The organism is Brevibacterium sp. SIMBA_078 (genome assembly GCF_046534565.1).
In the GTDB taxonomy this organism is placed as follows: domain Bacteria; phylum Actinomycetota; class Actinomycetes; order Actinomycetales; family Brevibacteriaceae; genus Brevibacterium.
The window spans coordinates 385,387-410,532 of the sequence record NZ_JAWRYQ010000004.1 but is presented as its reverse complement, the minus strand read 5'-3'; the positions used below and the strand labels follow the sequence as shown (position 1 = coordinate 410,532).

28 protein-coding genes and 1 pseudogene are annotated in these 25,146 nt (G+C 64.5%); 6 read left to right on the top strand and 23 right to left on the bottom strand.

The window, feature by feature from the left end; translation table 11 throughout:
* Positions 1-57 precede the first annotated feature (57 nt).
* Positions 58-717 carry a pentapeptide repeat-containing protein gene (locus tag SB749_RS16765; protein ID WP_410711287.1) on the bottom strand — a complete coding sequence of 220 codons (660 nt, stop codon included), beginning with the start codon at positions 715-717 and terminating at the stop codon, positions 58-60.
* An 84-nt stretch (positions 718-801) separates the two neighbouring features.
* Here SB749_RS16765 and SB749_RS16760 point away from each other — a divergent pair, with 84 nt between their 5' ends.
* Positions 802-1,173, top strand: coding sequence for a hypothetical protein (locus tag SB749_RS16760; RefSeq protein ID WP_410711286.1), 372 nt, complete (start codon positions 802-804; stop codon positions 1,171-1,173).
* 38 nt (positions 1,174-1,211) lie between these two features.
* Entirely contained in the window at positions 1,212-1,628 is a 417-nt protein-coding gene (locus tag SB749_RS16755; protein ID WP_410711285.1) for a VOC family protein, read from the top strand.
* Positions 1,629-1,698: 70 nt separating this feature from the next.
* Here SB749_RS16755 and SB749_RS16750 read toward each other — a convergent pair whose 3' ends face one another.
* The 5 genes from SB749_RS16750 to infC all read right to left on the bottom strand — a co-directional run bounded on the left by SB749_RS16750 (position 1,699) and on the right by infC (position 4,623).
* Positions 1,699-1,986 carry a hypothetical protein gene (locus SB749_RS16750; RefSeq protein WP_410711284.1) on the bottom strand — a complete coding sequence of 96 codons (288 nt, stop codon included), beginning with the start codon at positions 1,984-1,986 and terminating at the stop codon, positions 1,699-1,701.
* 148 nt (positions 1,987-2,134) lie between these two features.
* Complete coding sequence (locus tag SB749_RS16745) at positions 2,135-2,956, bottom strand: TrmH family RNA methyltransferase (protein ID WP_410711283.1); 822 nt, start codon at positions 2,954-2,956, stop codon at positions 2,135-2,137.
* Positions 2,957-3,147: 191 nt separating this feature from the next.
* Complete coding sequence (rplT, locus tag SB749_RS16740) at positions 3,148-3,537, bottom strand: 50S ribosomal protein L20 (protein WP_039206669.1); 390 nt, start codon at positions 3,535-3,537, stop codon at positions 3,148-3,150.
* A gap of 128 nt (positions 3,538-3,665) precedes the next feature.
* Positions 3,666-3,872, bottom strand: coding sequence for a 50S ribosomal protein L35 (rpmI, locus tag SB749_RS16735; RefSeq protein ID WP_039206667.1), 207 nt, complete (start codon positions 3,870-3,872; stop codon positions 3,666-3,668).
* Between the two features lie 100 nt (positions 3,873-3,972).
* Positions 3,973-4,623, bottom strand: a complete 651-nt coding sequence (infC, locus tag SB749_RS16730; protein WP_229664191.1) for a translation initiation factor IF-3 — start codon at positions 4,621-4,623, stop codon at positions 3,973-3,975.
* A gap of 278 nt (positions 4,624-4,901) precedes the next feature.
* Between infC and SB749_RS16725 the strand changes: the two genes are divergently transcribed.
* Positions 4,902-5,273, top strand: a complete 372-nt coding sequence (locus SB749_RS16725; protein ID WP_039206663.1) for a DUF1844 domain-containing protein — start codon at positions 4,902-4,904, stop codon at positions 5,271-5,273.
* Positions 5,274-5,383: 110 nt separating this feature from the next.
* Here the strand turns inward: SB749_RS16725 and SB749_RS16720 are convergent, their stop codons facing one another.
* Entirely contained in the window at positions 5,384-6,073 is a 690-nt protein-coding gene (locus SB749_RS16720) for a TetR/AcrR family transcriptional regulator (RefSeq protein ID WP_410711282.1), read from the bottom strand.
* A 135-nt stretch (positions 6,074-6,208) separates the two neighbouring features.
* On the opposite strand from SB749_RS16720, the gene SB749_RS16715 reads away from it, so the two are divergent.
* Positions 6,209-7,189, top strand: a complete 981-nt coding sequence (locus SB749_RS16715) for an NAD-dependent epimerase/dehydratase family protein (protein ID WP_410711281.1) — start codon at positions 6,209-6,211, stop codon at positions 7,187-7,189.
* Between the two features lie 129 nt (positions 7,190-7,318).
* Here the strand turns inward: SB749_RS16715 and SB749_RS16710 are convergent.
* The 10 genes and pseudogenes from SB749_RS16710 to SB749_RS16665 form a co-directional block, all read right to left on the bottom strand.
* Positions 7,319-7,438 (bottom strand): annotated as a pseudogene (locus SB749_RS16710) (VOC family protein); the annotation flags it as partial.
* Positions 7,439-7,501: 63 nt separating this feature from the next.
* Positions 7,502-9,148 carry an AbgT family transporter gene (locus tag SB749_RS16705; protein WP_410711280.1) on the bottom strand — a complete coding sequence of 549 codons (1,647 nt, stop codon included), beginning with the start codon at positions 9,146-9,148 and terminating at the stop codon, positions 7,502-7,504.
* Positions 9,149-9,197: 49 nt separating this feature from the next.
* Complete coding sequence (locus tag SB749_RS16700; protein ID WP_410711279.1) at positions 9,198-10,544, bottom strand: M20 family metallopeptidase; 1,347 nt, start codon at positions 10,542-10,544, stop codon at positions 9,198-9,200.
* A gap of 46 nt (positions 10,545-10,590) precedes the next feature.
* Positions 10,591-11,445, bottom strand: a complete 855-nt coding sequence (locus tag SB749_RS16695) for an SseB family protein (protein WP_410711278.1) — start codon at positions 11,443-11,445, stop codon at positions 10,591-10,593.
* Positions 11,446-11,449: 4 nt separating this feature from the next.
* The gene (priA, locus tag SB749_RS16690) at positions 11,450-12,187 is read right to left on the bottom strand and encodes a bifunctional 1-(5-phosphoribosyl)-5-((5-phosphoribosylamino)methylideneamino)imidazole-4-carboxamide isomerase/phosphoribosylanthranilate isomerase PriA (RefSeq protein ID WP_139470134.1); all 738 of its coding nucleotides are present in this window, start codon (positions 12,185-12,187) and stop codon (positions 11,450-11,452) included.
* Between the two features lie 58 nt (positions 12,188-12,245).
* A complete protein-coding gene (gene hisH / locus SB749_RS16685; protein ID WP_410711277.1) occupies positions 12,246-12,929 on the bottom strand; it encodes an imidazole glycerol phosphate synthase subunit HisH in 684 nt (227 codons plus the stop codon).
* Positions 12,926-13,528 carry a hypothetical protein gene (locus SB749_RS16680; protein WP_410711276.1) on the bottom strand — a complete coding sequence of 201 codons (603 nt, stop codon included), beginning with the start codon at positions 13,526-13,528 and terminating at the stop codon, positions 12,926-12,928. Before SB749_RS16680 ends, hisH begins: the two co-directional genes overlap by 4 nt.
* Positions 13,525-14,121: an imidazoleglycerol-phosphate dehydratase HisB gene (gene hisB, locus SB749_RS16675; protein ID WP_166823776.1), complete on the bottom strand. Its 597-nt coding sequence runs from the start codon at positions 14,119-14,121 to the stop codon at positions 13,525-13,527. The genes SB749_RS16680 and hisB overlap by 4 nt, the downstream gene beginning before the upstream one ends.
* Positions 14,118-15,296 carry a histidinol-phosphate transaminase gene (locus tag SB749_RS16670; protein ID WP_410711275.1) on the bottom strand — a complete coding sequence of 393 codons (1,179 nt, stop codon included), beginning with the start codon at positions 15,294-15,296 and terminating at the stop codon, positions 14,118-14,120. Before SB749_RS16670 ends, hisB begins: the two co-directional genes overlap by 4 nt.
* A 138-nt stretch (positions 15,297-15,434) precedes the next feature.
* A complete protein-coding gene (locus tag SB749_RS16665) occupies positions 15,435-15,773 on the bottom strand; it encodes a LysM peptidoglycan-binding domain-containing protein (RefSeq protein WP_101546893.1) in 339 nt (112 codons plus the stop codon).
* A 234-nt stretch (positions 15,774-16,007) separates the two neighbouring features.
* On the opposite strand from SB749_RS16665, the gene lexA reads away from it, so the two are divergent.
* The gene (gene lexA, locus SB749_RS16660) at positions 16,008-16,763 is read left to right on the top strand and encodes a transcriptional repressor LexA (protein WP_092012603.1); all 756 of its coding nucleotides are present in this window, start codon (positions 16,008-16,010) and stop codon (positions 16,761-16,763) included.
* A 66-nt stretch (positions 16,764-16,829) separates the two neighbouring features.
* Here the strand turns inward: lexA and SB749_RS16655 are convergent, their stop codons facing one another.
* Together SB749_RS16655 and hflX are read right to left on the bottom strand one after the other, a co-directional pair.
* Positions 16,830-18,800, bottom strand: coding sequence for an ATP-dependent DNA helicase (locus SB749_RS16655; protein ID WP_410711274.1), 1,971 nt, complete (start codon positions 18,798-18,800; stop codon positions 16,830-16,832).
* Positions 18,797-20,269, bottom strand: coding sequence for a GTPase HflX (gene hflX, locus SB749_RS16650; protein ID WP_410711273.1), 1,473 nt, complete (start codon positions 20,267-20,269; stop codon positions 18,797-18,799). The genes SB749_RS16655 and hflX overlap by 4 nt, the downstream gene beginning before the upstream one ends.
* A gap of 129 nt (positions 20,270-20,398) precedes the next feature.
* On the opposite strand from hflX, the gene SB749_RS16645 reads away from it, so the two are divergent.
* Entirely contained in the window at positions 20,399-21,013 is a 615-nt protein-coding gene (locus SB749_RS16645; RefSeq protein ID WP_410711272.1) for a class I SAM-dependent methyltransferase, read from the top strand.
* Positions 21,014-21,015: 2 nt separating this feature from the next.
* Here SB749_RS16645 and dapF read toward each other — a convergent pair whose 3' ends face one another.
* The 4 genes from dapF to miaB are packed head-to-tail and all read right to left on the bottom strand — an operon-like array spanning position 21,016 to position 25,131.
* On the bottom strand, positions 21,016-22,005 hold the full coding sequence (dapF, locus tag SB749_RS16640) for a diaminopimelate epimerase (protein WP_410711271.1): 990 nt from the start codon (positions 22,003-22,005) through the stop codon (positions 21,016-21,018).
* A 35-nt stretch (positions 22,006-22,040) separates the two neighbouring features.
* Positions 22,041-22,961, bottom strand: a complete 921-nt coding sequence (miaA, locus tag SB749_RS16635) for a tRNA (adenosine(37)-N6)-dimethylallyltransferase MiaA (protein WP_410711270.1) — start codon at positions 22,959-22,961, stop codon at positions 22,041-22,043.
* 6 nt (positions 22,962-22,967) lie between these two features.
* Positions 22,968-23,633, bottom strand: a complete 666-nt coding sequence (locus tag SB749_RS16630; RefSeq protein WP_410711269.1) for a hypothetical protein — start codon at positions 23,631-23,633, stop codon at positions 22,968-22,970.
* 1 nt (position 23,634) lies between these two features.
* Positions 23,635-25,131 carry a tRNA (N6-isopentenyl adenosine(37)-C2)-methylthiotransferase MiaB gene (miaB, locus tag SB749_RS16625; protein WP_410711268.1) on the bottom strand — a complete coding sequence of 499 codons (1,497 nt, stop codon included), beginning with the start codon at positions 25,129-25,131 and terminating at the stop codon, positions 23,635-23,637.
* Between the last annotated feature and the right edge of the window lie 15 nt (positions 25,132-25,146).

Below are 25,146 nucleotides of genomic sequence, written 5' to 3'. Positions count from 1 at the left end.
GCAATAGGTGTCTCACCTGGTCAGGGACCGTGCTTCTCCGTTTGGAGGCTCCCGTGCTCACTCCACGGTGATGCCGAGTTCCGAGGCGAAGAGTTCGGCGAAGAGCATGAGCTGGGTGTCGTCGATGGTCGCTCCGCGCAACGAGTGCACGCCGGAGATCTTGTGCGGTTCCAGTCCCCGGATATCGACGTTGCCGAGGGCGGCGCCTTCGCACTGGAAGACTCCGACGCTGCTTCCCGGAAATGCGACCCGGCTGACCTTCGCTCGGTCGAGGTCGATCTCGTCGATCTTGCAGTCGCGGAACTCGACATCGGTAAGCTTCGACCCGCGCAGGTTGAGGTAGGAGATACGGCAATTGGTGAATCGCACCTTCTCCCACACGCTGTCATAGACAACGCCGGCACCGATCCGTGTTCCAGAGATCGCTGTGTGCAGTAGGTTTCCACGGGACATAGTCCACGTGTCGGCGCGGCAGTCCGTAATCTCCGTGCCGGAGATCCTGGCCCCGGTGAGATCGACCGGCACGTCGACATCGCCGAAATTGACGTTCGACCATCGACCGTCGAGGAACGTCGCTTGGGTGGCATCCACCTCGGCGAGGTCGAGATCGGTGAATTCCATGCCCTCGAGGAATTCCTCGGGATCGATATCCCCGAGGTAACCCTGGGCAAGTTCGCCGAGGTTAATCTTCGGTGGTCGCGGCGTCTCCGTGGTCATGGGCCCACCCTAATCGCTGCCGGTGACATACCCCGTCGTTGCGAGTTCACCCGAACGAAAACACGCCTTGTTATCGTCGGGTGCATGGACTCGCGGCCACGCTCACCCAATGACCGCGATGCACCCTACGCGGTTGCGTTTGCAGCAGGCGGGGTGCTCGCTGTTGTCTACCTCGTGGTCCGTTACCTGCACGCTCAGTACATCGGCTGCGGTGAAGCCGGCTTCCAGTGTGGCGGGGCCATCAATGACCTGTTCTTCGGGTACGGAAGCTGGTTTCTTGGATTTCTTATCGTCCTTGGCTGGGTGGCCACGGCGGTGATTGCACCGTCGGTGCTGAATCAGCTCCGACCGCACACGTCATGGTGGAGACGCGGACTCATCGCCACTGGATTCTGTTTAGCCGTGACCGTTGTGATCATGGTGGTCTACAGCGGAATAGTGACGTATTCGGAATAAGGCTGAGCGATCGACGTCTCCCCCGCTAGACTGCAGGCATGAAGCCACTGACAACGATCCTGTCATTGCCCGTTGCCGATCCTCAGGCCACCGCGAACTTCTACGCCGATGGACTCGGTCTCGAAACCGGCGGTGTGGACGACGGCATCGTCGCCTTCGAACTGCCGAACCTCTCGATCTTCTTCATCACCGCAGACGAATACGGCCAGTACCTCGAGCTCTCAGGCCAGCCCGGTTCGAAGAATCCGGTTCCAGGAGCCAGCATCATCTCGTGCGCCTTCGCCACTAAAGCCGAGATCGATGAGACCCTCGATCGTGCGATCGCCGCCGGTGGATCAGCCGATCCGGGCCAAGATGTCGATGGGTCGTACATGGGCTACTTCGCTGACCCGGACGGATACATCTGGGAGCTCGCCGCCAACGAGCAGACCGCGAAGGCCGCTGCGAACGGCTGAATAGTTTTACGCACCTGTCGGACGGTCACGGAGGGCTTTCGCGCACGATGAGCGCACAGTCGTGCGCGTCTCAGCGGCCACGGGAAGCTGAGACTCCTGCCAACGCCGTTTTCGGGACATCGACGAAACCGAGTCTCTTCACCGCCGAGGTGTAGACGACATACTCTTTGATGAGTGCCACAGGCACCGTCACCGTGATCAGCAGTTGCGGTACCGACGGAGAGGCCCCCGTACCGAAATCGAGTACCCAGAAAATACACGCAACAGCCGAGAAGACGACCACTGACTCGATCGCTTCATTGAGATGATGACTCCGCAGCGTCGCCAGAGACTTCGGCGCATCGGCAGTATCAACCACGCTCGTCTCACCGCCCTGACTACTGCTGTTAATCGACTAGGTTACTTGTCGTCACAGTAGCGCAGATCGCCGCAGAATTGAACCATGCCCGCAGTTCAGCGAGCCAGTCCGGAGCACCTTCCCCAATGCACAGAAGCTGCCCAGCCCCTCACATCCGCTGGTTGCGAGCACTTTCGTAGATGCACACTCCGGCGGCGGTGCCGAGGTTGAGGCTTTCGGCCGAGCCGTAGATCGGGACGGCCACGGATGAGTCGCACAGCTCCAGATCCTCGGCGCTCATCCCCCAAGCTTCGTTGCCGAAGACCCAGGCGGTACGTGCGGTTAGGTCGAGGCCCGTCTCCCAGGGGTGGTGAAGATCGTGGGCTTCGTCGTTCGCGTCGGCGGCGAGCACCTGCAGGCCGCGGGCACGGGCCAGTTCGGTCACCTCGGAGAGTCCGACTCCGGTGACGATGGGAATGTGGAAGAGCGAACCGGCGGTCGACCGCACGACCTTGTCGTTATAGACGTCCACCGACGACGATGTCAGCACGACGGCATCGGCGCCCGCGGCATCGGCCAGGCGAATGATCGTGCCGGCATTGCCCGGATCGCGCACTTGCGACAGGACGACCACGAGCTGCGCTTCCTTGTCGAGCACGGAGGTCAGCTCCACGTCGAGCGCCCTGCACACGGCCACGACGCCTTGTGAGTTCACGGTCGATGCGAGCTCGGTGAGAACCTCGGGGGTGACGATGCTGCACTGCATGCGCCCGTGCTTGGCTGTGGAGACGAACGACGGATGTTCTTCAGCAGCCTCCTCGGTGATGAAGAGCTCAACGATGGAGCCCTTGCGCGCCAGTGCCTCCCGCACGGCCTGTGGACCTTCGACGAGGAATTGCCCCGTGGACTTGCGATCGCGACGCTTGAGCAGCTTCGCGGCGTTCTTGATCCGCTTCGACTGAGGTGAGGAGATGACGTCAGGGAGTTTCATGAAACCGTGTTCTCGATCCGTTGAATGCTGAAGTGGAAGAGCTGGGTGCTGAAGAGGCAGAAGCTGAAATGAGGACCAGGCAGGTCCTGGCAGAAAGACCGACGGCCCCGAACCTGCAGTTCGGGGCCGTCGTCGATCACCGAGGCGATCGGTCAGTCACTTATGTGACCGGAGTCTTGAGATGACGCTGCTCAGGCGGCGTCGGTCTTCGCTGCGTTGACGTCAGCAGGAAGAGCTTCCTTGGCGACCTTGACCAGGTGCGCGAAGGTGGCCGAGTCGTTCACGGCGAGCTCGGCGAGCATGCGACGGTCGACCTCGACTCCAGCGGCCTTGAGGCCCTGGATGAAACGGTTGTAGGTCATACCGTTGGCGCGGGCGCCGGCGTTGATGCGCTGGATCCAGAGACGACGGAAGTCGCCCTTGCGCTTGCGACGGTCACGGTAGCTGTAGACCAGCGAGTGGATGACCTGTTCTTTGGCCTTGCGGTACAGGCGCGAGCGCTGTCCGCGGTAGCCGCTTGCCCGGTCGAGGATGACCCGGCGCTTCTTGTGAGCGTTGACCGCTCTCTTCACACGTGCCACGTGTTACTCCTTTGAAAAGTTCGTATCTGCCGGCGGTGCCGGACTCTGGTTCAAGCTGAGACAGCCGATGTCGACTGCCCGTGGGAGATCCCGGAGACTGTCCGGGAAGGAAAGACCCGAAAGGGGTCTCACCTGCCCTTGAGCTTGCCCAGAAGCTTGCGGGCCATGGCGCGGTCGCCGCCGGTGAGTTCCTGGTCGGTGGACACGCGGCGCTTACGAGCCGAGGACTTGCCCTCGAACTTGTGCTGGTTGTTCACGCCTTCACGCATGATCTTGCCACTGCCAGTCACGCGCATGCGCTTCTTGGCGCTGCTGTTCGTCTTCTGCTTCGGCATAGTGCCGTTCTCCTTTGCAATTCGTTGCCCGCGTCAACCGCGGGCAACTACTTCACACGCACAGACCAGGACGGACCTGGAACGCGACGTACTTAATTTCTCACGCGTCCGGGCGAGCTGCGTTCTTCTCTGCAGCGACCCGATCGCGACGGGACTTCACCTCAGCGGACTTGCCCTTGGCATCTGCCGATGCCTTCCGGGCCTCCGCCTTGGCGTCAGACTTTGACTTGTGCGGGGCGATGACCATCACCATGTTGCGTCCGTCGACTCGCGGTGAGGATTCGACGGAGCCAAGATCGGACACATCTTCGGCCAAGCGGTTGAGCAGCTTGATGCCCATCTCGGGACGGGACTGCTCACGTCCGCGGAACATGATCATGACCTTGACCTTGTCGCCGCCTTCGAGGAAGCGGGTGACGTGGCCCTTCTTCGTCTCGTAATCGTGTTCGTCGATCTTGAGACGGAAGCGGATCTCCTTCAGCGCAGTGTTCGCCTGGTTCTTCCGGGCTTCTCTGGCTTTCTGGGCAGATTCATATTTGAATTTTCCGTAGTCCATGAGCTTGGCTACGGGTGGCTTCGCCTGTGGGGCTACCTCGACGAGGTCGAGGCCGGCTTCACCGGCGAGATCGAGTGCCTTGCGAATGGCAACGATACCGACCTGTTCACCATTGGGTCCGACCAACCGGACCTCGGGAACCCGAATCCGGTCATTGATGCGCGTCTCGCTGATGTGTTCACTCCTTTTGCTCAAATGTGGTCGTGACAACGAAAAAGGCTCCCGTTGACACATGCCAAGGGAGCCTGCACACACGAGCAGTACGGTAGACGTACGTTCAGTGAATACACCTCGATCTGCACCCATTCGGACTACGTCCGAAGGACAGATCTTTGGACCCGATCGCTCTTCGCGATCAAGGTGGGAGACAGACTCCGCTTCGCACCAGCTACCAGTGTACTACGCTTCATGACTCTTCGCACATCGAAGCCCTGGTGTGATCGCCGCATTGATTTATATGTCAAGCTTAAGGCATGAGTTCTGAAGAATCTGTTCCCGCCGAGGCGATCGCCGACGTTACGCGCGACATCGCCGAGGTCCCCGCTGTCGAGGTCATCACCTCCAGCGCCGTCCACCTCATGTCCGCTGCCGCCGTCAAGTGCGGCCTGGCCGAGGACACCGCCGAAGGTCGCGGCGCCGACCTCCAGGACCTCGATGAGGCCCGCAAGCTCATCACCGCACTGGCCGGCTTCGTCACCGGTGCTGCTACCGTGATCGGCGACCACCACGCCCGCCCGCTGCGCGATGGACTGCGCAGCCTGCAGCTGGCCTTCCGTGAGGCTTCGGAATACCCCGACGCCCCCGGCGAAGGTCCCGGAGAGAAGTTCACCGGCCCCGTCCGCTGACACTCCCCCGCTGACCACTCACGCAACGGCCCTCGATCATCGATCGGGGGCCGTTGTCATATCCTCATTCGCCGAGGCTGCCGTGCCCTTGCCCGCAGACGTTCACCGATTTACGCGCCGAGGCGGCTGACCACCCCGGACATGAGATCGTCTTCCAGGCGCTCGAATCCCGGCCCGAATTGGCCGAAGCGCAGACCGTTGATCAGCCCGACGATGGCGACCCAGACCGTGATGGTCTCCAAGATCACGGAGTCCTCGTAGTCGAGGCCGAGTTCGTCGAGACCTTGCCGCAGCGGCTCGAGCGTCGCGCTCAGCTCCTGAGCTTCGGCACTCTGCGCGCCCCGGGCCGCGCCAGCTCCGTTGGCCGCCTCGGTGCCGGTCGCTGACTCCGCCACCAAGGACGCCAAGGCGACCATGATGCGTGTTCCCGGCACCACAGTCTCCTCACGGGGAGCCTCATACCCGTCGATCGGAGTGCCGTAGATGAGCGCCCACCGATTCGGATACGTGCGCGACCAGTCAAGCATCGCCAGCGCGAGCACCTGCACGCTCCGCTCCCCAGCCAGAGCCTCATCGACAGCATCGGCGATCTGCGAGAAGGCGTCGCGGATGAGGATCGTCAGCAGTTCGTCCCGGCTCTTCACGTACCGATACACCGCACTGGAGACGACTCCGAGCTCACGGGCGATCGCTCGTAGCGACAGCCCGTCGACGCCCTCGTCATCGATCATGCGATTGCCGATGGCCGTGATCTGCGCTTCCGTCTCGATGCGGGCGCGCTGCCGCGGGGTTTCAGTCATGGCTTCACCTTACGATCCGAGAGCAATGATGACAACAGTGAGCAATGCTCTTGAATTGTCAACGCGTGAGGCCTACGCTGATTCGAGAGAGCACTGCTCTCGTTTATCACTCGGAGGTATCGAAAGGGATCCGTCATGAAAACAGCACTCGTCATCGGCAATGGTCAGATCGGTTCGGAGATCGCGGCTCAGCTCATCGCATCAGGCACAGTCGTCCGCATCGCCACCCGCTCCGGCAGAGGTTCATCCAGCACCTCATCCGGAGCGACCAACACCACCGCCCCGTCGGAAGCCTCGTCCACGGCTGGCACGACGACTGTCAGCGCTCCCACCCACATCAAGGCCGACGCGAGTGATCGCGCTCAGCTGGCCGAGTCCGCTACGGGAGTCGATGCGATCTTCGCCTGCGCACACGCTCCCTATGACAGTCGGAAATGGGAGCAAGTCCTCCCCCGCCTCGATGCGGCGATTCTGGACACCGCCGCGGACCTCGGCATCCCTGTCGTCTTCCCGGAGTCGGTCTACGCCTTCGCCGGACTGCGCACCCCGATCACCGAATCCTCCCCGTTCGCTCCGGTGGAGGACAAGGGACGAATCCGGCAGCGGCTCATCGAAGTCCGTGAGGCTCACACAGCGACCAGCGCGAGCGTCATCGCGGGCGATCTGCTCGGCAGGACCGCAGAGAAGTGGTCGTCGGTCGTGCGGATGTGCATCACCGAACCGATCTCTCACGGGCGCCGGGCCATGGTGCCGGCACGGACTGATGTCCCGCACGGAATCACCGTCATCGCCGATCACGCGGCTGCCATGATCCAGGCGGCTGAGGATCTCAAGAGCGTCCCCGCGGGGACGCATCAGCTGCGGATCGCACCGGCATCAAATCCGACACTGGCCGACATCGCCGACTTCACCGCTGACGTCGTGGGGAAGAAGCACAAGCGTCCGGTCTCAGTCCCGCGTTGGGCGACCCGTGCCATCGGCGCTTTCGAACGCTCCTTCTATGAGCTCAACCAGTTGGCACCGATCTGGTACGAACCCTGCGTCATTGCCTCCAGTGATTTGGCCGAAGCTGTCGGCACAACCGACTGGCGCGAGGGCGTGACACAGATGCTCTGAGGCATAACGGTCGCGACCGCCCGCTGACCGCGGAAGTTCGACAGTAGTCCGCGGAACTGCGTGGTCGTGTCCTGCTTCTGTCACCGATTGGGTTGGGGCCCAGTCATGGAAGTCTTCCGGCTCGGCTGGGATGCGCTTCGCCATGAGACAGAACTTGTTGCCGTCCGGATCCGCGAGAACATGCCAGCTTCCTGACGGCACGACATCAGTCTTCTTCGCACCCAGAGCCATAAGTCTTTCTAGCTCAGCCGAGCTGGGTCCGGGGTTTTGACGACAAGATCCCCGATTCGACTCACCATGGGCAATCGAACCTCACAGTCGGATTCCGTTGCCCGGGCCCAACGGCAGGTCGAAGACGAACCAGATGCCCAGCAGCACGGCCCAGGCCAGCCAGAACGGGATGACGAACGGGAACATCCGAGAAATGACCGTGCCCAACCCGGCGTTCGGCTCATACCGGCGGACGAGCCCGAGGAGGACGATCATGTACGGGTTGAGCGGGGTGATGACCTGAGTGGCCGAGTCTCCGACGCGGAAACCGGCTTGGATGAACGCCGGTTCGTAGCCGAGCAGGGCGAAGAGTGGGACGAACACGGCAGCCATGAGGGTCCACATCGACGACCCGGACACGATGAACAGGTTGAGCACACTGGCCAGGAGCATGAAGCCGATGACCGCGGCGAACCCGGTCAGCCCGATCGCCTCGAGCCCCGACGCCCCTGCGACGGCGATCCACGAACCGATTCCCGTCCAGTTGAACAGGGCGATGAACTGGCCGAGGATGAACGCGAGGATGAGGAAGGACATCATGTCGATGATCGACTGGCTCATCATTCTCACCAGGTCGTTCATCGATCTCACGGTGTGCACGACGATGCCGTAGACGACACCCATGAGCATGAAGTAGGCGAAGACGATGAACACGATCGACGACAGCAGCGGGGACTCCGGGAGGAATCCGCCGTCCTCGTTCCGCCAGGGAGAAGCAGGGAGCAGGAATGCGAAGAGGAAGACCGCGGTGAGAACGAGCCCCGAGACGACCGCCCAGATCAGCCCTTTCTTCTCCTCCGGTTCGAGTTCGGCCTTGATCTCTGTGGACGACTTTTCGTCCGAGGATTCAGAGGATCCCTCTGTTTTCACCGAGGCATCTCCGTAGGGGCTGTCGGGTGCCTGGTATTCGCGGGCCAGCCCGCTCGACGAGGCGTTCGCGTATTCGCGGGGCACTCCCTTGCGCACCATGTTCGGTTCGATCAGCCGGTCGATGATGAATCCGGCGATGACGGCCAGCACGATCGACGAGGCGATATTGAAGTAGTAGTTCGACACCGGGTTGACCGCGGTGTAATCGGTGTTCGGCAGGGTCTCCATCACCGAGGTGGTGATCCCGGCGAACAGAGCGTCGAGGCTCGTAGGGACGATCGAGGTCGAATAGCCGGCACCCGTGGCGGCGAACCCGCCGATGAGCCCGGCCATCGGATGCCGTCCTGCCGCTTTGAACACGAGCGCAGCCAAAGGCGGGATGATGACGAACGCCGAGTCGGCCATGATCGACCCGACCACCCCGACGAAGCCGACGGCATACGGCAGCAGCCACTTCGGGCTCTTGCCGAAGGCGATGCGCACGGCCGCTGCGAGCATTCCCGACTTCTCGGCCACACCGACGGCGAGGAGAATCGGCAGCACCGTCGCCAAGGGCGGGAACCCGATGTAGTTGTCGCCCATCGTCGTGGTCAGCCACGACAGGCCCTCCCCGGTGAACAGTCCCTTGATCGCAACGGTCTCGTCGCCGCCGGGAATGGCCACGGTGACATCGGCCATGGCCATCGCCGTGGAGACGAGGCCGGTGATGATGAAGAGCCCGAGGAACAGTGTGAACGGTTCGGGCAGCTTGTTTCCGATGCGTTCGATCCAGTCCAGCGTGCGCTGGCCGAAACCGACTTTCCCATCTGTCGTCGACATGAGCGGTCCTTCTCTTCGATGGATCAGGTCTGGGTGCGGCGGGACGATCTCAGTCGAAGAAGTGCTCGACGTCGATGGCTCCCCCGTCGCGGGTGAACTCTTCGGTCACCTCGGCGGCGAGAGCATCGTCGACGAGGAAGTCCAGTGCGGTGCACGCAAGACCGTAAGCTGCGTCGAGTGCCGCAATTTCAGCGGCCGGGGTCTGCGCTGCCTCGGCGAATTCACGAGTGTGCAAGGCCACCTCGGCGTCGGCGGTCTTGATGAGCGGATGGATGCCGGGAATCCGGTAGGAGACATTGCCGAAGTCCGTGGACGCAGCGATCGATTCGTCGAGCACTCCCGAGGGAAGCGGTTGGCGACCGCGCGCCTGTTCGTGTTCGGCCCAACGGGCGGTCAGCGTCGAATTCGTACGCACGGGCAGCGACGGCGGATGTTCATCCCAGTCGACAGTGACGCCGGTGCCGGTCATGAGCGCGGCGCCCTTCGCCGCCTCCTCGACCCGGTCGGAGAGCTCTTTGAGCGTCTCAGGGAACTTCGAACGGACGTAGCACTGCACGGTGGCGGTTTCGGTGATGATCGACGGTCTCGTTCCGCCGTCGGTGATGACCGCGTGCAGACGGGAGATCGGCGGCATCTGCTGCCGCAATAGGCCAAGTCCCTGATAGAAGAGGTTCGCCGCGTCGAGGGCGTTGCGCCCCATGAACGGCTGCGCCGAGGCGTGGGCGGCGACCCCCGAATACGTGACCTTGAGCAGGCGGCGTCCCAGCCACACCTGGTCGGCGCAGTCGTAGCCGTAGCCGTGGACCATGATGGCTGCGTCGATTCCGTTGAAGGCACCGGCCCGGGCCATGACCTCTTTGCCCGAATGACCTTCTTCCGCTGGGGTACCCAACAGCACGACGGTGCCCGGCACGGCGTCGGGGTCCTTCTCGTACAAGGCATGGAGGGCCAGGAACGCACCGACTCCAGCGGTGGCGATGATGTTGTGCCCGCACGCATGCCCGATCTCGGGCAGGGCATCGTATTCGGCGAGGATCGCGATCGTGCGACCGTGGCCGGATCCCGTCGTCGCCCGCAGTGTGGTCTTCACGCCGTAGAGGCCGGTCTCGACGTCGACTCCGTGATTCTCCAACACCGAGGCGATCGCGGCGACCGAATCGAACTCTTCGAAGGCCGTCTCGGCGAGATCATGGATGGTGTGGAGCAGGCCCGTGAGGTCGCCCTCCGCGGCGTCCAGTCCCGCAGCGATGCCGGACCGGCTCGTCACCGGGGCACCGGTGAAGTCAGAGACCCACTCGGCGGCCTGCTCGGCCCGAGCCCGGGTCTGTCTGGCCATCTCGTCGAGGTAGCTGTCGTCCGGTGCGGTCGAGTGGCCGAGGTCACGGATTTCGCTCATGGGTCACAAGCATAGGTGCCCTGCCGATCTGACACGCCCGGAACGGTCAGACTTCGACGAGGCGGATGGCCAGAGAGTCGATCTTCGCGACGAGGTCCTCGTCACCGGCGACAGTTTCCTGGAACCGGCGCACTTCCTCCGGCGGCACTTCGGACTCGACGCCGAGTGTGATGCCGAGCTCCGGCCCACCGAGGTGGACACTGTTGCTGCCGGGGCTCACACCGATCCGAGCCAGCCACGGGAAGGACTCGGCAATGGCACGCAGACGCTCGGCCACCTCGGCGTCGGCCCAGGACGGAGTCCAGGGCTGGGACTGCACGAACGCGAACATAGCCGGGCGGCGCAGCAGGAACGAGGACTCGGCCCCCGGATCGAGGACGACGAGCTGGGACTCGGCCTCGATCGCCCCGAGGACGAGCCGTTCGGACTCGATCGGCACGGGACGGGCGCCGGAATGCCACGCCGTCAACGGTGGGATTCCGGAGAACCCTGGAGTGCACTCGCGGCCGTCCTCGGCTTGGAGGCGGACCATCGCCATCTCCGAGGAGTTGTCGGCCATGAGCCCGTTCTCTCCGACCTCCTGATCGACGACCATCGGCACGATCGGGGCATAGAGCCTGGCCCCGGACAGTGCCGCGACGACCTGCTGGTGGGCGGCCGGATCCAGGGGTGCATGAGCGACCTGGGTCAGGGCCTCCAACAGGGCCGCATCCGCCAGCCCGGTGTCACCGGAGAACGGGTTGGGTTTGAGATCCCGGCCCTCCCACGCCTGTCCGGCGGAATCCGTCGGGGCATGGGCGTCGCCCGCCTGGGCATCAGACGCGGCGGACCGGGGCTCGTCCGGCCCATGCGGCTGGCCCGACTCGTGAGGGTGGCCCGGATCGTGCGAGTGCGTGCTCACAGACTCACCGTCCTGCGACGTCGAGGGCTTCTTCCAGAGTGAACTTGCCGGCGTAGAGTGCCTTGCCCACGATCGCCGAGTCGACGCCGAAGGGCACGAGCTCACGGAGGGCACGCAGATCGTCGAGGCTCGAGACTCCGCCGGAGGCGACGATCGGAGAGTCCGTCTTCTGCGCGAGATCCTTGAGCAGGTCGACATTGGGGCCCTGCAGGGTGCCGTCCTTGCGCACATCGGTGACGACGTAGCGGGAGCAGCCTGCGGCTTCGAGGGTGGCGAGGACTTCGTAGAGGTCGCCGCCGTCCTTCGTCCAGCCGCGGGCGGCCAGGGTGGTTCCGCGCACGTCGAGGCCGATGGCGACCTGGTCGCCGAAGCGCGAGATCATCTCGGCCGTCCACTCGGGGTTCTCCAGGGCGGCGGTGCCGATGTTGACGCGCTCGGCTCCCGTGTCGAGTGCACGTTCGAGGCTTTCGGTGTCACGGATGCCACCGGAGAGTTCGACCTTGATCCCCACTGCCTTGACGACCTGGTTGAGCAGATCCGAGTTCGATCCGCGTCCGAAGGCGGCATCGAGGTCGACGAGGTGGATCCATTCGGCGCCGCGGCTCTCGAAGTCCTGAGCGGCGTCGATGGGTGAACCGTAGTCGGTTTCGGTTCCGGCTTCGCCCTGGACGAGGCGGACGGCCTTGCCGTCGGCGACGTCGACGGCGGGGAGGAGGACCAGCTTGTTCGAACTGTCTGTCATTGTGACCTTTCTGCCAGGGTGCCACGGGGTTTGAGGCAACCATAGTCGGTGTGCTCGGTCAGGAGCTGAGTGAGCCTGTGGGGTTGGTGCCGGAGCTGCCGGTGCTGCCGGAATCGCTGCCCGGGCTGCTGTCGGCGGCGAACGAGGCGAGCCAGTTGCGCAGGAGCTTGGCGCCTGCCTCGGCGGATTTCTCGGGATGGAACTGTGCTGCCCAGGTGGTTCCGTCTTCGACGGCGGCGATGAAGTCATTGCCGTGGCGGGCGGTCGTCACTGTCGCGTTCGCCGGCGGCTCGGTCGCGGCGTAGGAGTGGACGAAGTAGAAGCGTTCGTCCCCGATGCCATCGAACATGGCCGAGTCCGCGGGAGCGTTAACCTTCGACCATCCCATATGCGGGATGACCGGTGCGTCGAGGCCGGTGACGGCTCCGGACCACAGACCGATGCCCTCAGTCTTGACTCCGTGTTCGACACCGCGGGCGAAGAACACCTGGAGGCCGACGCAGATGCCGAGCAGCGGTCGCCCTTGTTCGTGGCGTGCCCGGATGAGGTCGACACCCCCGACGTTCTCCAGTCCGGCCATCACGGCCGAAAATGCGCCGACGCCGGGAACCAGCAGTCCGTCGGAGTCGTTGATGACATCGTGATCGGCCGTCAGCGTGACCTCGGCACCGGCCGCGGCGACCGCACGAACGGCGGAACGGACGTTTCCGGCACCGTAGTCGAGGACGGCGACAGTCGTCATCGCTTCGCTCCCTTGCTCAGCACCGACCAGATCCTCCACAGGGAGAACCCGAGGACGATGGCACCGAGTGCGGCGACGACCCAGGCGATGGTGTTCCCGCCGAGGGCCAGAGCAATGCCGAAGGCCATGACGAGTCCGGCGAGGACGGCGGCGATGATCCACAGCAGAGCGGTGCGTGCCATGGCGGCCCGGCCAGGGCTCATCGTGGCCGCACTGGCCTGCAGCTTCGTCATCGACGAGGTCGGGATATTGCCTTCGACGTCCTCTGCGGCAACGGTTTCGAGCAGGAGACCTTCGAGCACATCGGGCAGGTTCTTCAGCGCCAGCCCGGCCGGCACATCGGATTCTCGGGCGCCGTGGCGGAAGTGGCCGGCGTCGATCTGCTCTTCGCTGCGCACGAGGAGGAGGACCTCATGTTTGCCCGCGAGCTTCGAGATCACTGCGGCCGCCTCGTTGCCGGCTTTGACATCCGTGTCGGCGAGCACGATTCCGCTGAACTCGCCGATCGGCACGATGATGCCGGAGATGTTCGACAGCACGCACGCGGCGGCCAGCTGTTGGGCGACCCCGAACGGGGTCACGATGACGGTTGTGCTCACAGGACTCCCTTGGTGCTGGGAACGGAGTTGCTGCGCGGATCGGTTTCGACGGCCTCCCGCAGCGCGCGGGCGAAGGCCTTGAACTCGGCTTCGACGATGTGGTGCGGGTCGCGACCGCGCACCAGGTCGAGGTGGACGGTCAGTCCGCCGTTGAAGGCGATCGATTCCAGCGAGTGTGAGGTCATCGAACCGGTGAAGTGACCGCCGATGAGGTGGTACTGCTGGCCTTCGGGCTCGCCTTCGTGGACGAAGTAGGGGCGCCCGGAGACGTCGACGACGCACTGGGCCAAGGCCTCGTCCAGCGGGACGGCGGCGAAGCCGTAGCGGCGGATGCCGACCTTGTCGCCGAGCGCTTCGCGCAGGGTCTGGCCGAGCACGATCGAGGTGTCTTCGACGGTGTGGTGGACGTCGATGTGCGTGTCGCCGGTGGCGGTGATGTCGAGGTCGATCATCGAGTGCTTCGACAGGGCGGTGAGCATATGGTCGAAGAACGGCACGCTCGTCGAGATGTTCGAACTTCCGGTGCCGTCGAGGTTGACGGACACGGACACCGTGGACTCGGACGTGGTGCGTGAGTTCTGGGCCTGCCTCATGGAGTGCCTTTCGTCGGGGCGGCTGATGACGGGGTCGGAGACTGCGGACGATCCGCGAGGATGTCCGGGGATTCGGCGAGGATGTCGTCGATGGCGTTGAGGAACGCTTCGGTCTCCTCCTCGGTGCCGGCGTTGACACGAGCGTGGCCGGTGATGCCGATATCGCGGATGAGGACTCCGCGGTCAAGGAGCTTCTGCCACAGATCGGCCGGTGAGGCGATGTTGCCGAAGAGCACGAAGTTCGAATCGCTGTCGTGGACGGTGAAGCCCGCCTCGGCGAGGTGGCTGGACATCCGATTGCGCGAGTCGATGAGACGGTCGACATTGCCAAGCAGCAGTTCGGCATGTTCGAGAGCCGTGCAGGCCAGCACCTGAGTGACCTCGGACAGGTGGTAAGGCAGGCGGACGAGGCGGAGGACGTCGATGAGCTCGGGTGCAGCGATGGCGTAGCCCAAGCGCAGGCCGGCACAGGCGAAGGCCTTGCTCATGGTGCGGGAGACGACGAGGCGGGGCCGGCCCTCAAGCAGAGTCATCGCCGAAGACTTGGCGGGACGGGAGAATTCCGCATACGCCTCGTCGACGATGACTATCCCTGCGCAGTTGTCGTAGGCGGCTTCGATGACGTCGAGACCGATCGAGGTCCCGGTCGGATTGTTCGGGGTGCACAGGAAGACGATGTCCGGATTCGCACGAGCCACCTCGGCGGCGACGGTCTCGGCATCGAGGGTGAAGTCGTCATTGCGTTCGACGTGCTGCCATTCGGCACCCGTGCCCGTGGTGATGAGCGGGTGCATCGAGTACGAGGGGGTGAAGCCTATGACAGTGCGGCCCGGACCACCGAAGGCCTGGACGATATGGCTGAGCACTTCGTTCGAGCCGTTGGCGGCCCAGATCATGGAGGGGTCGAGGTCGACGGAGTCTCCGGCGCGTTCGTTCACACCGTCCAGATAGGTGACGAGGTGTTCGCGCAGTGCGGTGAATTCGCGATCGGGATATCGATTGAGTCCGGCGAAGTGATCGTCGACGGCGGCGCGCATGCTCTCGACGACGACGTCCGGAAGCGGATAGGCGTTCTCGTTGACGTTGAGTTGGACCGGCACATTGAGGTGCGGAGCCCCGTACGGCTTGAGGCCGACGAGGTCTGAACGCACTGGCAGAGAGTCGATGTTTCCCACGGCGATCATTCTACCGAGAGGCCCCCGCCGCCCGGGCGGCGGGTCGGGCATCGAGATACGCCGGTCGGCTCACCCGATCGAACGGGTCAGCGCGCTGCCGGTCGGGCCGGCGCCCTGCCGGTCGAGCAGGGTCCGACCTCAGCGGACGGGGACGTCGAGGGTCTGGCCGGGGTGAACCGTCGGGGTGTCCAGGTGGTTGATCTCGACGATATCGGCAACGACATCGCGGGTGTCGCGGTCGATGCCGAGATTCGAAGCCACGGTCCACAGCGATTCGCCCTCACCGACGACGACTGCCTCGGCGTCGATGCCGATGCTCTCCGTCTCCGATTCGGCGACAGCAGCTGCCGAGAACGACTGGGTGGCGAGGAGGACCGCTCCGCCGATGACGACGAGAGCGACGAGCAGGGTCCGGAGAAGGCGCACAGCCTGGCGTCCACGAGGGGTCAGGTGCAGCTCGGTGTTCTGTGCAGACATCGCATTACCTCTTTCATTCGTACGATTCCACCAGTAATCGGTAGAACGTCTGTTCTATTCAACATGCCAATCGAACAAATGTCCAGTCCAACTCGAACATCTATGCGACAATGAGAGGGAACCAGCGTTGTTGATTGATCTGTCAGAACCATCTCAGTCGGCACTGACACGAGAATTTCCGAAGCGGAGATCACGGCGTTCAGCGGCAGGGAATAGAACGAAGGGGAACGAGCAATGGTTCAGAACAAACGAGGCAGAGGCAGGCCTCGCAACGAAGATGTTGCCAGCGAGATCGCTGCCGCTCGCACCGATGACGACGTCGTCCAGATCCCTGAGGGGTCATCCGGTGAGGGCGACTTCCGCCTCACTCCCCGTCAGCGTCTCGTGCTTGAGACCATCGAACGTGCGGTCGTGACCAACGGCTACCCGCCGAGCATGCGCGAGATCGGCAAGGCCGCCGGGCTGGCCTCCCTCTCCAGCGTCGCCCACCAGCTCTCCCAGCTCGAACGCCTCGGCTATGTCCGCCGCGACCCGAAGCGCCCGCGTGCGATCGAAGTGGTCAATCCGTTCGAAGAGGAAGAGGCAGAGCGCGCGAAGTACGAGGAGCTCGCCAACAACACCGTGCAGGTGCCCGTCGTCGGACGCATCGCCGCCGGTGGCCCGATCCTGGCCGAGCAGGAAGTCGACGATGTCTTCTCCCTGCCGACCCAGGTCGTCGGCTCCGGTGAGATGTTCCTGCTCAAGGTCGTCGGCGATTCGATGATCGAAGCCGCCATCTGCCACGACGACTGGGTGGTGGTGCGCAAGCAGCACACCGCTGACAACGGTCAGATCGTCGCCGCCCTCCTCGACGGCGAGGCCACGGTGAAGACCCTTAAACGCAAGGCCGGTCAGCAGTGGCTGATGCCGCAGAACGAGAACTACGAACCCATCGACGGCACCTACGCCCAGATCATGGGCCTCGTCGTCGCCGTCATCCGCCGCCTCTGATCTTCCGTCGGCTCTCCGCAGTCTGAACGCAAAGGCCCGCGACCGATTCGGTCGCGGGCCTTTGCATCATCCTTCGTCGGTTTCGGCCAGCCGTGCCAGGCTCTTGCGGACGAGGCCGGAATTCGTCGTCGGCCACATCCGCGGCATCGAGTTGACGAGGAACCCGGCATACCGGGCCGAGCGCAGCCGCGAGTCGAGCACGGCCACCACTCCCCTGTCCTTGGTCGACCGGATGAGGCGTCCGGCTCCCTGAGCCAGGCGCAGGGCGGCATGCGTGGCCGACACCGCCATGAATCCGTTGACTCCCCGCTGGTCGGCATCGCGTGCCCGCGCCTGCATGAGCGGGTCGTCGGGACGGGGAAACGGCAGACGGTCGATGATGACCAGGCGGTTCGTCCGTCCCGGCACATCGACTCCCTGCCACAGTGACATGGTTCCGAACAGGCAGGACTGATCATCGGCGGTGAATTGGGAGACCAGCGCCGGCAGGCCGTCGTCGCCTTGGAGCAGGATCGGGAAATCGAACTTCTCCCGCAGATGTTCGGCCGCCGCATTGGCCGCCGCCCGGGAGGAGAACAGGCCCAATGCTCCGCCGTTCGAGGATTCGACGAGTTCCTCGAGTTCGGTCAGCGCCTCCTCGCTCAGTCCGCTGCGTCCGGGTTTGGGCAGGTGGGAGGCGACATAGAGGATGCCCTGTTTGCCGTAGTCGAAGGGTGATCCGACATCGAGGCTGTCCCATTTCGGGGCGTCGGGTCCGAAGAGTCCCAACGAGGCTGCCACTGCGTCGAAGTTGCCACCCAGGGACAGAGTCGCCGAGGTGGCCACGACCGTGGATTCTTCGAAGATGCCGTTGCGCATGGTCCCGGCCACGCTCAAGGGTGCGACGACGAGATTCGTCGTCTCCTTCTCGCGGAAGGTCGAGCGTGAGAGCCAGATAACGTCGTTCTTTCCCGGGTCGCAGAAGCGTTCGGCGAGTTCGAAGATCTCCTGGCAGCGTGCCTTGGCCATCTGCCGGCCCGCGTCGGCCTCCTCGGTCTTGCCGCCGATGTCGTTGATGATCTGGCGGGCGGAATCGCGGATCTGCGCCAGAGCCAGTCCGAGCGCCTCGCTCATGTGGAGGATGAGCCCCTCGGGCACCGAGGTCTGCGCACGTTCGAGTGCCGCCGCGGCGGAGTCGAGCAGAGACACGACGCCGTCCTGGACGGTGGTGTGTTTGCGTACGGAACTCGTCGCGGCCGAGAGCATGCTCGTGTTGATCTGCCCGGACAGGGCGCTGGTGACCCGGTCCTTGAGCTCGTGGGCCTCGTCGATGATGATGACATCGTGTTCGGGCAGCACGTTCGATTCCCCGAAGGCGTCGATGGCCAGCAGGGCATGGTTCGTCACGACGATATCGGCGTCGGCGGCATTGTTCCGGGCGATTTCGGCGAAGCATTCGGTGAACAGCGGACAGTTCGAACCGAGGCAGTCGAAGGCGTTGACGGACACCTGTGACCAGGCACGATCGCTGACGCCGGGTAGGAGATCGTCGCGGTCGCCGGTGTCAGTGGTCTTCTCCCAGGTGCGGATCCGCTGGATCTCCTCCCCCAGCCCGGAGCGTTCGGTGGGTTTGCGTCCCGCCTCGGCGTCGGCACCGAGGTCGAAGAGCATGCCCTCGCCCTCGTCGGGGTACCCGCCGGCGAGCTTGTGCTTGCACACATAGTTCCGGCGCCCCTTGAGCAGTGCCGCCCGGGGCAGCGGATCGAGGTCCTTCTTCACGGCCTTGAACAGCCGGGGCAGGTCGCGGTGGATGATCTGCGTCTGCAGGGCCAGGGTTGCCGTTGAAACGACGACCTTCCCGCCGGTGCGGGTGACGTACTCGGCCGCCGGCACCAGGTAGGCCAAAGATTTGCCGGTGCCGGTTCCCGCCTGCACGAGCAGATGGATTCCCTTGTCCAGCGACGAGGCGACCGCCTGCGCCATCTCCTGCTGACCCTCACGTGGCGATCCGCCGATGGCGCCGACAGCGGATTCGAGGAGGGTGTCGACTGCCTTCACTCGTCGATGACCAGGTCCGGACGTTGGAATTCGCGCAGTTCGTCGACGAGCTCGGTCGGCACCTTGGCCTGCAGGCTGGTGCCCTCCGTGCCGTGCGATTCGTGTTCGACCGTGCCGAGGGCGTAGATCTTCGACACGAGGTCACCGCGTTCATAGGGAACGAGCACGGTCATGTCGATGTCCGGGACGGGAAGGCGGTTCTCGATGGCCTCGATGAGGTCATCGATCCCTTCCTTCGAGACTGCGGAGACGAACTGGGCGTCGGGATACTCCGCGCGCAGGCCGGTGATCACGGCCTCCTCGGCGATATCTGCCTTGTTGAACACGAGGAGTTCGGGGATATCCCCGGTCTCGACGTCTTTGAGGACGTCGCGCACGGCCTGGATCTGTCCGTGCGGATCCGGGTGGGAGGCATCGACGACGTGGAGGAGCAGATCCGAGCCGGCGGCTTCCTCCAGGGTCGAGCGGAAGGCCTCGACGAGCTGGTGGGGCAGGTTGCGGACGAACCCGACGGTGTCCGTGTAGGTGAAGACGAGGCCGTCGGCGGTCTTGGCCTGCCGGACGGTCGGATCGAGGGTGGCGAACAGGGCGTTCTGCACCATCACCTCGGCGTCGGTGAGCAGGTTGAGCAGGGAGGACTTGCCCGCGTTCGTGTAGCCGACGATCGCGACGGAGGGTACGTGGTGGCGGGCGCGGTTCTTCCGCTTGGTCTCGCGGGAGGGCGCCATGGCGTTGATCTCGCGGCGCAGCTTCGACATGCGCGTACGGATACGGCGACGGTCGAGTTCGATCTTCGTCTCACCGGGTCCGCGGGAGCCGATTCCGGCACCGCCGGCGACACGGCCGCCGGCCTGACGGGACAGGGACTCACCCCAACCGCGCAGTCGCGGCAGGAGGTATTCGAGTTGGGCGAGTTCGACCTGGGCCTTGCCTTCGCGGGATTTCGCGTGCTGGGCGAAAATATCGAGGATGAGCGCGACGCGGTCGACGACCTTGACCTTGATGACGTCCTCGAGTCCGCGCCTCTGGCTGGGGGCGAGTTCGGAGTCGATGATCACGGTGTCGGCGCCGACGGAGGAGACGACCTCGGCGAGTTCGGCAGCCTTGCCTTTGCCGAGGTAGGTGCCCGGGTCCGGCTTGTCGCGACGCTGGATGAGCGCGTCGAGGACCTCGGAACCGGCGGTTTCGGCGAGTGCGGCGAGTTCGCGGATCGAGTTCTCGGCTTCGGCCTGGGTGGTGTTCCAGATGCCGGCGAGGACGACGCGTTCGAGGCGGACCTGACGGTATTCGACCTCGGTGATGTCTTCGAGCTCGGTGGAGAGTCCGGCGACGCGGGTGAGGGCGGCGCGCTCGGCGAGGTCGAACTGGTCATCGCCCTGGGTGGTGTCGTGATCATCGAGGGCTTGGGCGCCTCGGGAGAGCACACGATCGAGCATCGCGTTGCGACGCTCCTTGTCTTCAGACGTCATTCATTCCTTTGTTCTCTGCCGCCCGCACGGAACTTCTCGTGCGGACGTCGTCATGCTTGCCACCGGTCCAGACGATTCGCACCGACGGTGGTGTCCATCAATTCTCCCACAGCCGTCTAGACTGAAACGGTGTCAGAGCACTATTTCACCGAATCGCCGAGCAGCGAGGCCAAGTCGCGGGTACTCAACCTCGATCTGGCCGGCCGCGCCGTCACCGTCGAAACCGTATCCGGCACGTTCTCGCCCACTCGCCTCGACCTCGGCACCGCTGTGCTGCTGCGGCATCTGGCTGAGCCGCCGGCCGGCGATATCCTCGATCTCGGCTGCGGTTGGGGGCCGATCGCCCTGCACACGGCCTTGGATGCCCAGGACGCCGAGGTGGATGTTCGAGTGTGGGCACTCGACGTCAACTCCCGGTCCCTGGAGACCACCGCGGCGAATGCGCGCAGGCTGGGTCTCGATACGATCAACACCGTCACCGCCGCTGATGTTCCCGCCGACCTGCAGTTCGCCGCGATCCGGTCGAATCCGCCGATCCGCATCGGCAAGGAAGCGCTGCACGAACTCTTGGAGACCTGGCTGCCGCGTCTGGCGCCGGGCGGCCGCGCCGATCTCGTCGTGTCGAAGAACCTCGGCGCCGATTCCCTGCAGAAGTGGATCGCCGGGATGCTCGGCGACGGATTCGAGGTCGTGCGGACGGGATCGTCGAAGGGCTTCCGCGTGCTCACGGTCGAGCGCGACTGAGCTCAGCCGATCGTGCCGCTGGCGACGAGGACCGCGGGGCCGGCAAGGCTGACGCGTCCGCTCGTACCCTCCGCATTGGGCTCGATTTCGATGCGCAGCTGACCGCCGGGCACGTCGACTCTCCACTGCAGAGGTGACTTCTCGCCTGCCCAGTGGTGGGCTGCGATCGCTGCCGCGCAGGCGCCGGTTCCGCAGGAGCGGGTCTCACCGACGCCGCGTTCGAACACGCGCATGCGCAGGGCGCCTTCTCCCCCGGCCACATCGGATCGGGCGGGTTCCATGACGATGTATTCGACATTGGATCCCTGTGCCGGGACGGGGTCGAGGACGGGGGCATCGCGCAGTTCGGCTGCTGCGAGTTCGGAGTTCTCGGCCAGGGCGACGACGGTGTGCGGGTTGCCGGTGGACACGCGCAGTCCGGGACGGGCGACGTCGATTCCGCCGGTGGTCACGAGCACGCTGCTGGCGGGGTCGAGTGACCATTCGCCCATGTCGATCGTGTACCAGGCGTCGCTGGCCGATCCGGGTCCGGCTGTGCCGGTGTCGACGACGTCGTCTCCGGTCTGAACGCCGAGGGCGGGATTGAGGGTGGTGCGCACGGCTTTGATGCCGTCACGGGTGCCGACGAGGATCTCGCGGGCATCGGCGGGGACGCGACCGCTGGTCACGAGTGCGTGGGCGAATACGCGAACGCCGTTGCCGCACATCTCGGAGAGGCTGCCGTCGTTGTTGTAGTAGTCCATGAACCATTCGGCACCGGCGTCGGCCTGTTCGGCGGCTCCCGGGATGCCGCTGGCTGCGGAGCGGACGATGCGGATGATGCCGTCGGCGCCGAGTCCTGCACGTCGGTCGGCGAGCGTGGCGACGGTTTCGGGATGCATCTCCAGTGTGCTGTCGTCGTCGGAGAGCAGAACGAAGTCGTTCTGGGTGCCGTGCCCCTTGAGGAAGCTGACATCGGTCCAGGCGGCGAACGGGGTATTCGGAGTGCTCATGGCTCCATCTTATCGGTGAGCGTCCAGTCAGGTCTTCAGTGCCCGTTCAGGACGTCGAGTGCCGCCGCCAGATTCTGTTCGGCGTCGGCGGCGCTGCCGTCGATCCAGCGGATGCGCGGGTCGCGGCGGAACCAGGTGTCCTGTCGGCGTGCGAACTGCCTTGTGCGGATCGTCGTCTCTTCCTTCGCCTCGGCGACGGTGAGTTCTCCGGCCAGGTGGCGTTGGATCTGTGCGTATCCGATGGCGCGCGATGCCGTCTTGCCTTCGGCCAATCCGACGTCGAGGAGTCGCAACACTTCGTCGACCCACCCGTGGTCCCACATGAGTTCGACTCGGGCGGCGATGCGCTCATGCAGAATCGCCCGGTCCATGCTCAATCCCAGATGGATGGTCGGTTCGATCTCCTGGTAGTCCGGCAGTTGGGCGCTGAAGGGTCGTCCTGTGAGTTCGATGACTTCGAGGGCTCGGGCGATACGTCGTTGGTCGTTGACGGTGATCTTCTCGGCCGCTTTCGGGTCGAGCTTGCGCAGTTTCTGGTGCAGCGCCCACCGGTCTGTTGCGACCTCGGCCTCGAGGCGGGCTCGCACCTCGGGATCCGTGCCCGGGAACTCCATATGGTCGACCGCGGCGCGCACGTAGAGTCCGGACCCGCCGACGAGGATCGGACGCAGTCCGCGCTCCCGGATGTCCGCAATCGCTGCGCGTGCACGCGCTTGGAAGTCCTGAACGTTCGCCTCTTCGGTGACGTCGAGGATATCGATGAGGTGATGCGGAACCCCCCGGCGCTCATCGACCGGCAGCTTCGCCGTGCCGATGTCCATCCCTCTGTAGAACTGCATCGAATCCGTGTTGATGATCTCCCCGCCGAGGCGGCCTGCCAGATCCAGCGCCAGGTCGGATTTCCCGGTGGCAGTGGCTCCGACGACGGTGATGATCGGCGCAGTGTCCTCAGTCATCGACGATCACTCCCAGAATCCGGTGCCGCAGACAGAACGCACCTCGTGGACACGTTCGTCGACGACCGGTTCCAGAGTCGAGACACGAGCGCCCTGGTCGACGGCGTGGCGGATGCCGGCAGCCAGCACACTGAGGTTGGCGGCCATGGCCTCCGCTTGGTCGCAGAGGTCGAGAAGACTTCCAATGTCGAGCGTCGTCCCGGAGGTGAGTGTCTCGACGACGGCACGATCGAATTCCGCGGCGCCGTCGATCGGGGCCAAGGGCGCGTCCTCCGTGGCGGCTCCGGACAGGTCGATGGGGAGCAGGAGGTTCTCGCTCGATCCGAGCGGGCCGATGTCGATGCCGATGGCGTGAGCGTGAAGGATCGCGACGAGGATGGCGGGGTCGGCCGCCTCGGCGAGTCTGCGCTCGTCCGTCGTCAGGCCTTCAACGGTGTCGACCCACTCGGTCCCGGACAGATACTGACCGGTGCGAGTATCGACGCCGCGGTCGATTCCCCACCCGCCGAGCCCAGCCACGGGTGGCAGGGTCTCGATGGGCAGGGCCCAATCGGTCTGCGTCCTCAGAGTGTCGCGGATAACGGTCCGCAGTTCGACCATTCGCGCCGTCTCGCTGCGGTCGATGTTCTCGAGCAGCACCGGGGCTGCCGGGATGCTGGCGAAGGCGCCCATCTCAGCCGCGAGGGCGGATGGTCGGCATACCGAGGTTCGTCGCGCCGGCTGCACCCTGTCCGGGGCTCGGTGCGCCGCAGCTGTCGGCCTGTGCCCGGTCGTAGGCGTCACCGGCGCGGGACGGGCGTACGGAGAATCCGGAGTCGGCGAGGAGGAAGTAGGGCTTCGCCTCGGTGACGGTGGCGGTGACGAAATCACCGGGTCGCGGCATCTGGGAGCCTTCGGGGATTCCGACGTGGACGAGGCGGTTGTCTTCGGCGCGACCGCTCAGTCGTGGGGAATCGTCGTGGGGCAGCTTGGTCACGAGCACTTCGACCTCACGACCGACCTGAGCTTTGTTCTCGTCCCAGGCGATCTCATCCTGGAGCGCGGTGAGGCGTTCGAACCGCTCCTGCACGACGTCCTTCGGCACCTGGTTGTCCATCGTGGCCGCCGGTGTGCCGGGGCGGATGGAGTACTGGAAGGTGAAGGCCTGTGAGAAGCGGGCACGGCGGACGATGTCCATTGTGCCTTGGAAGTCCTCTTCGGTCTCTCCGGGGAAGCCGACGATGATGTCGGTGGTGATCGCTGCGTGTGGGATACGTTCGCGCACGGAGTCGAGGATGTTCATGAACCGCTTGGTCCGGTAGGACCGCCGCATGGATTTGAGAATCGTGTCCGAACCGGACTGCAGCGGCATGTGCAGCTGCGGCATGACGGTCGGGGTCTCTGCCATCGCGTCGATGACGTCGTCGGAGAATGCGGCCGGGTGCGGGCTGGTGAAGCGGACTCGCTCGATTCCATCGACGTTGCCGACGGCGCGCAGCAGTTTTGCGAATGCGCCCTTGTCACGGAATTCGGCGCCGTAGGAGTTGACGTTCTGCCCGAGCAGGGTGACTTCGACGACTCCGTCGGAGACGAGTGCTTCGACTTCGGCGAGGATGTCGCCGGGACGGCGGTCCTTCTCTTTGCCCCGCAGGCTGGGCACGATGCAGAAGGTGCACGTGTTGTTGCAGCCGACCGAGATCGATACCCAGCCGGAGTGCTGGGATTCGCGGCGGCTGGGCAGGGTGGAGGGGAAGACGTCGAGGCTTTCGAGGATCTCGACCTGGGCTTCCTCGTTGTGGCGGGCGCGTTCGAGCAGCGCCGGCAGGGATCCCATGTTGTGGGTGCCGAAGACCACGTCGACCCAGGGCGCCTTCTTCACGATGGTGTCGCGGTCCTTCTGTGCCATGCATCCGCCGACGGCGATCTGGAGGCCGGGGTGGTTCTCTTTGACCTTCGCGAGCTGGCCGAGGTTGCCGTAGAGGCGGTTGTCCGCGTTTTCGCGGACGGCGCAGGTATTGAATACGACGACGTCGGCCTGGTCGTCGGTGTTCGCCTGAACGTAGCCGGCATCGTCGAGCAGTCCGGACAGACGCTCGGAGTCGTGCACGTTCATCTGGCATCCGTAGGTCTTGACCTCGTAGCTGCGAGGGGTGGTTCCGGATGTCGTCGGGGATTCAATCAGTTCAGTCATGGCGCACCCATTCTA

Coding starts and splice junctions, on each gene's coding strand:
- SB749_RS16725 (WP_039206663.1), top strand. CDS start 4,902: ATGAGTTCTGAAGAATCTGTTCCCGCCGAGGCGATCGCCGACGTTACG.
- SB749_RS16665 (WP_101546893.1), bottom strand. CDS start 15,773: ATGTCTGCACAGAACACCGAGCTGCACCTGACCCCTCGTGGACGCCAG.
- hisH (WP_410711277.1), bottom strand. CDS start 12,929: ATGACGACTGTCGCCGTCCTCGACTACGGTGCCGGAAACGTCCGTTCC.
- lexA (WP_092012603.1), top strand. CDS start 16,008: ATGGTTCAGAACAAACGAGGCAGAGGCAGGCCTCGCAACGAAGATGTT.
- miaA (WP_410711270.1), bottom strand. CDS start 22,961: ATGACTGAGGACACTGCGCCGATCATCACCGTCGTCGGAGCCACTGCC.
- rpmI (WP_039206667.1), bottom strand. CDS start 3,872: ATGCCGAAGCAGAAGACGAACAGCAGCGCCAAGAAGCGCATGCGCGTG.
- SB749_RS16745 (WP_410711283.1), bottom strand. CDS start 2,956: ATGAAACTCCCTGACGTCATCTCCTCACCTCAGTCGAAGCGGATCAAG.
- dapF (WP_410711271.1), bottom strand. CDS start 22,005: ATGAGCACTCCGAATACCCCGTTCGCCGCCTGGACCGATGTCAGCTTC.
- SB749_RS16720 (WP_410711282.1), bottom strand. CDS start 6,073: ATGACTGAAACCCCGCGGCAGCGCGCCCGCATCGAGACGGAAGCGCAG.
- SB749_RS16630 (WP_410711269.1), bottom strand. CDS start 23,633: ATGGGCGCCTTCGCCAGCATCCCGGCAGCCCCGGTGCTGCTCGAGAAC.
- miaB (WP_410711268.1), bottom strand. CDS start 25,131: ATGACTGAACTGATTGAATCCCCGACGACATCCGGAACCACCCCTCGC.
- priA (WP_139470134.1), bottom strand. CDS start 12,187: ATGACAGACAGTTCGAACAAGCTGGTCCTCCTCCCCGCCGTCGACGTC.
- hflX (WP_410711273.1), bottom strand. CDS start 20,269: ATGACGTCTGAAGACAAGGAGCGTCGCAACGCGATGCTCGATCGTGTG.
- SB749_RS16755 (WP_410711285.1), top strand. CDS start 1,212: ATGAAGCCACTGACAACGATCCTGTCATTGCCCGTTGCCGATCCTCAG.
- SB749_RS16705 (WP_410711280.1), bottom strand. CDS start 9,148: ATGTCGACGACAGATGGGAAAGTCGGTTTCGGCCAGCGCACGCTGGAC.
- SB749_RS16700 (WP_410711279.1), bottom strand. CDS start 10,544: ATGAGCGAAATCCGTGACCTCGGCCACTCGACCGCACCGGACGACAGC.
- SB749_RS16715 (WP_410711281.1), top strand. CDS start 6,209: ATGAAAACAGCACTCGTCATCGGCAATGGTCAGATCGGTTCGGAGATC.
- SB749_RS16765 (WP_410711287.1), bottom strand. CDS start 717: ATGACCACGGAGACGCCGCGACCACCGAAGATTAACCTCGGCGAACTT.
- SB749_RS16760 (WP_410711286.1), top strand. CDS start 802: ATGGACTCGCGGCCACGCTCACCCAATGACCGCGATGCACCCTACGCG.
- hisB (WP_166823776.1), bottom strand. CDS start 14,121: ATGAGGCAGGCCCAGAACTCACGCACCACGTCCGAGTCCACGGTGTCC.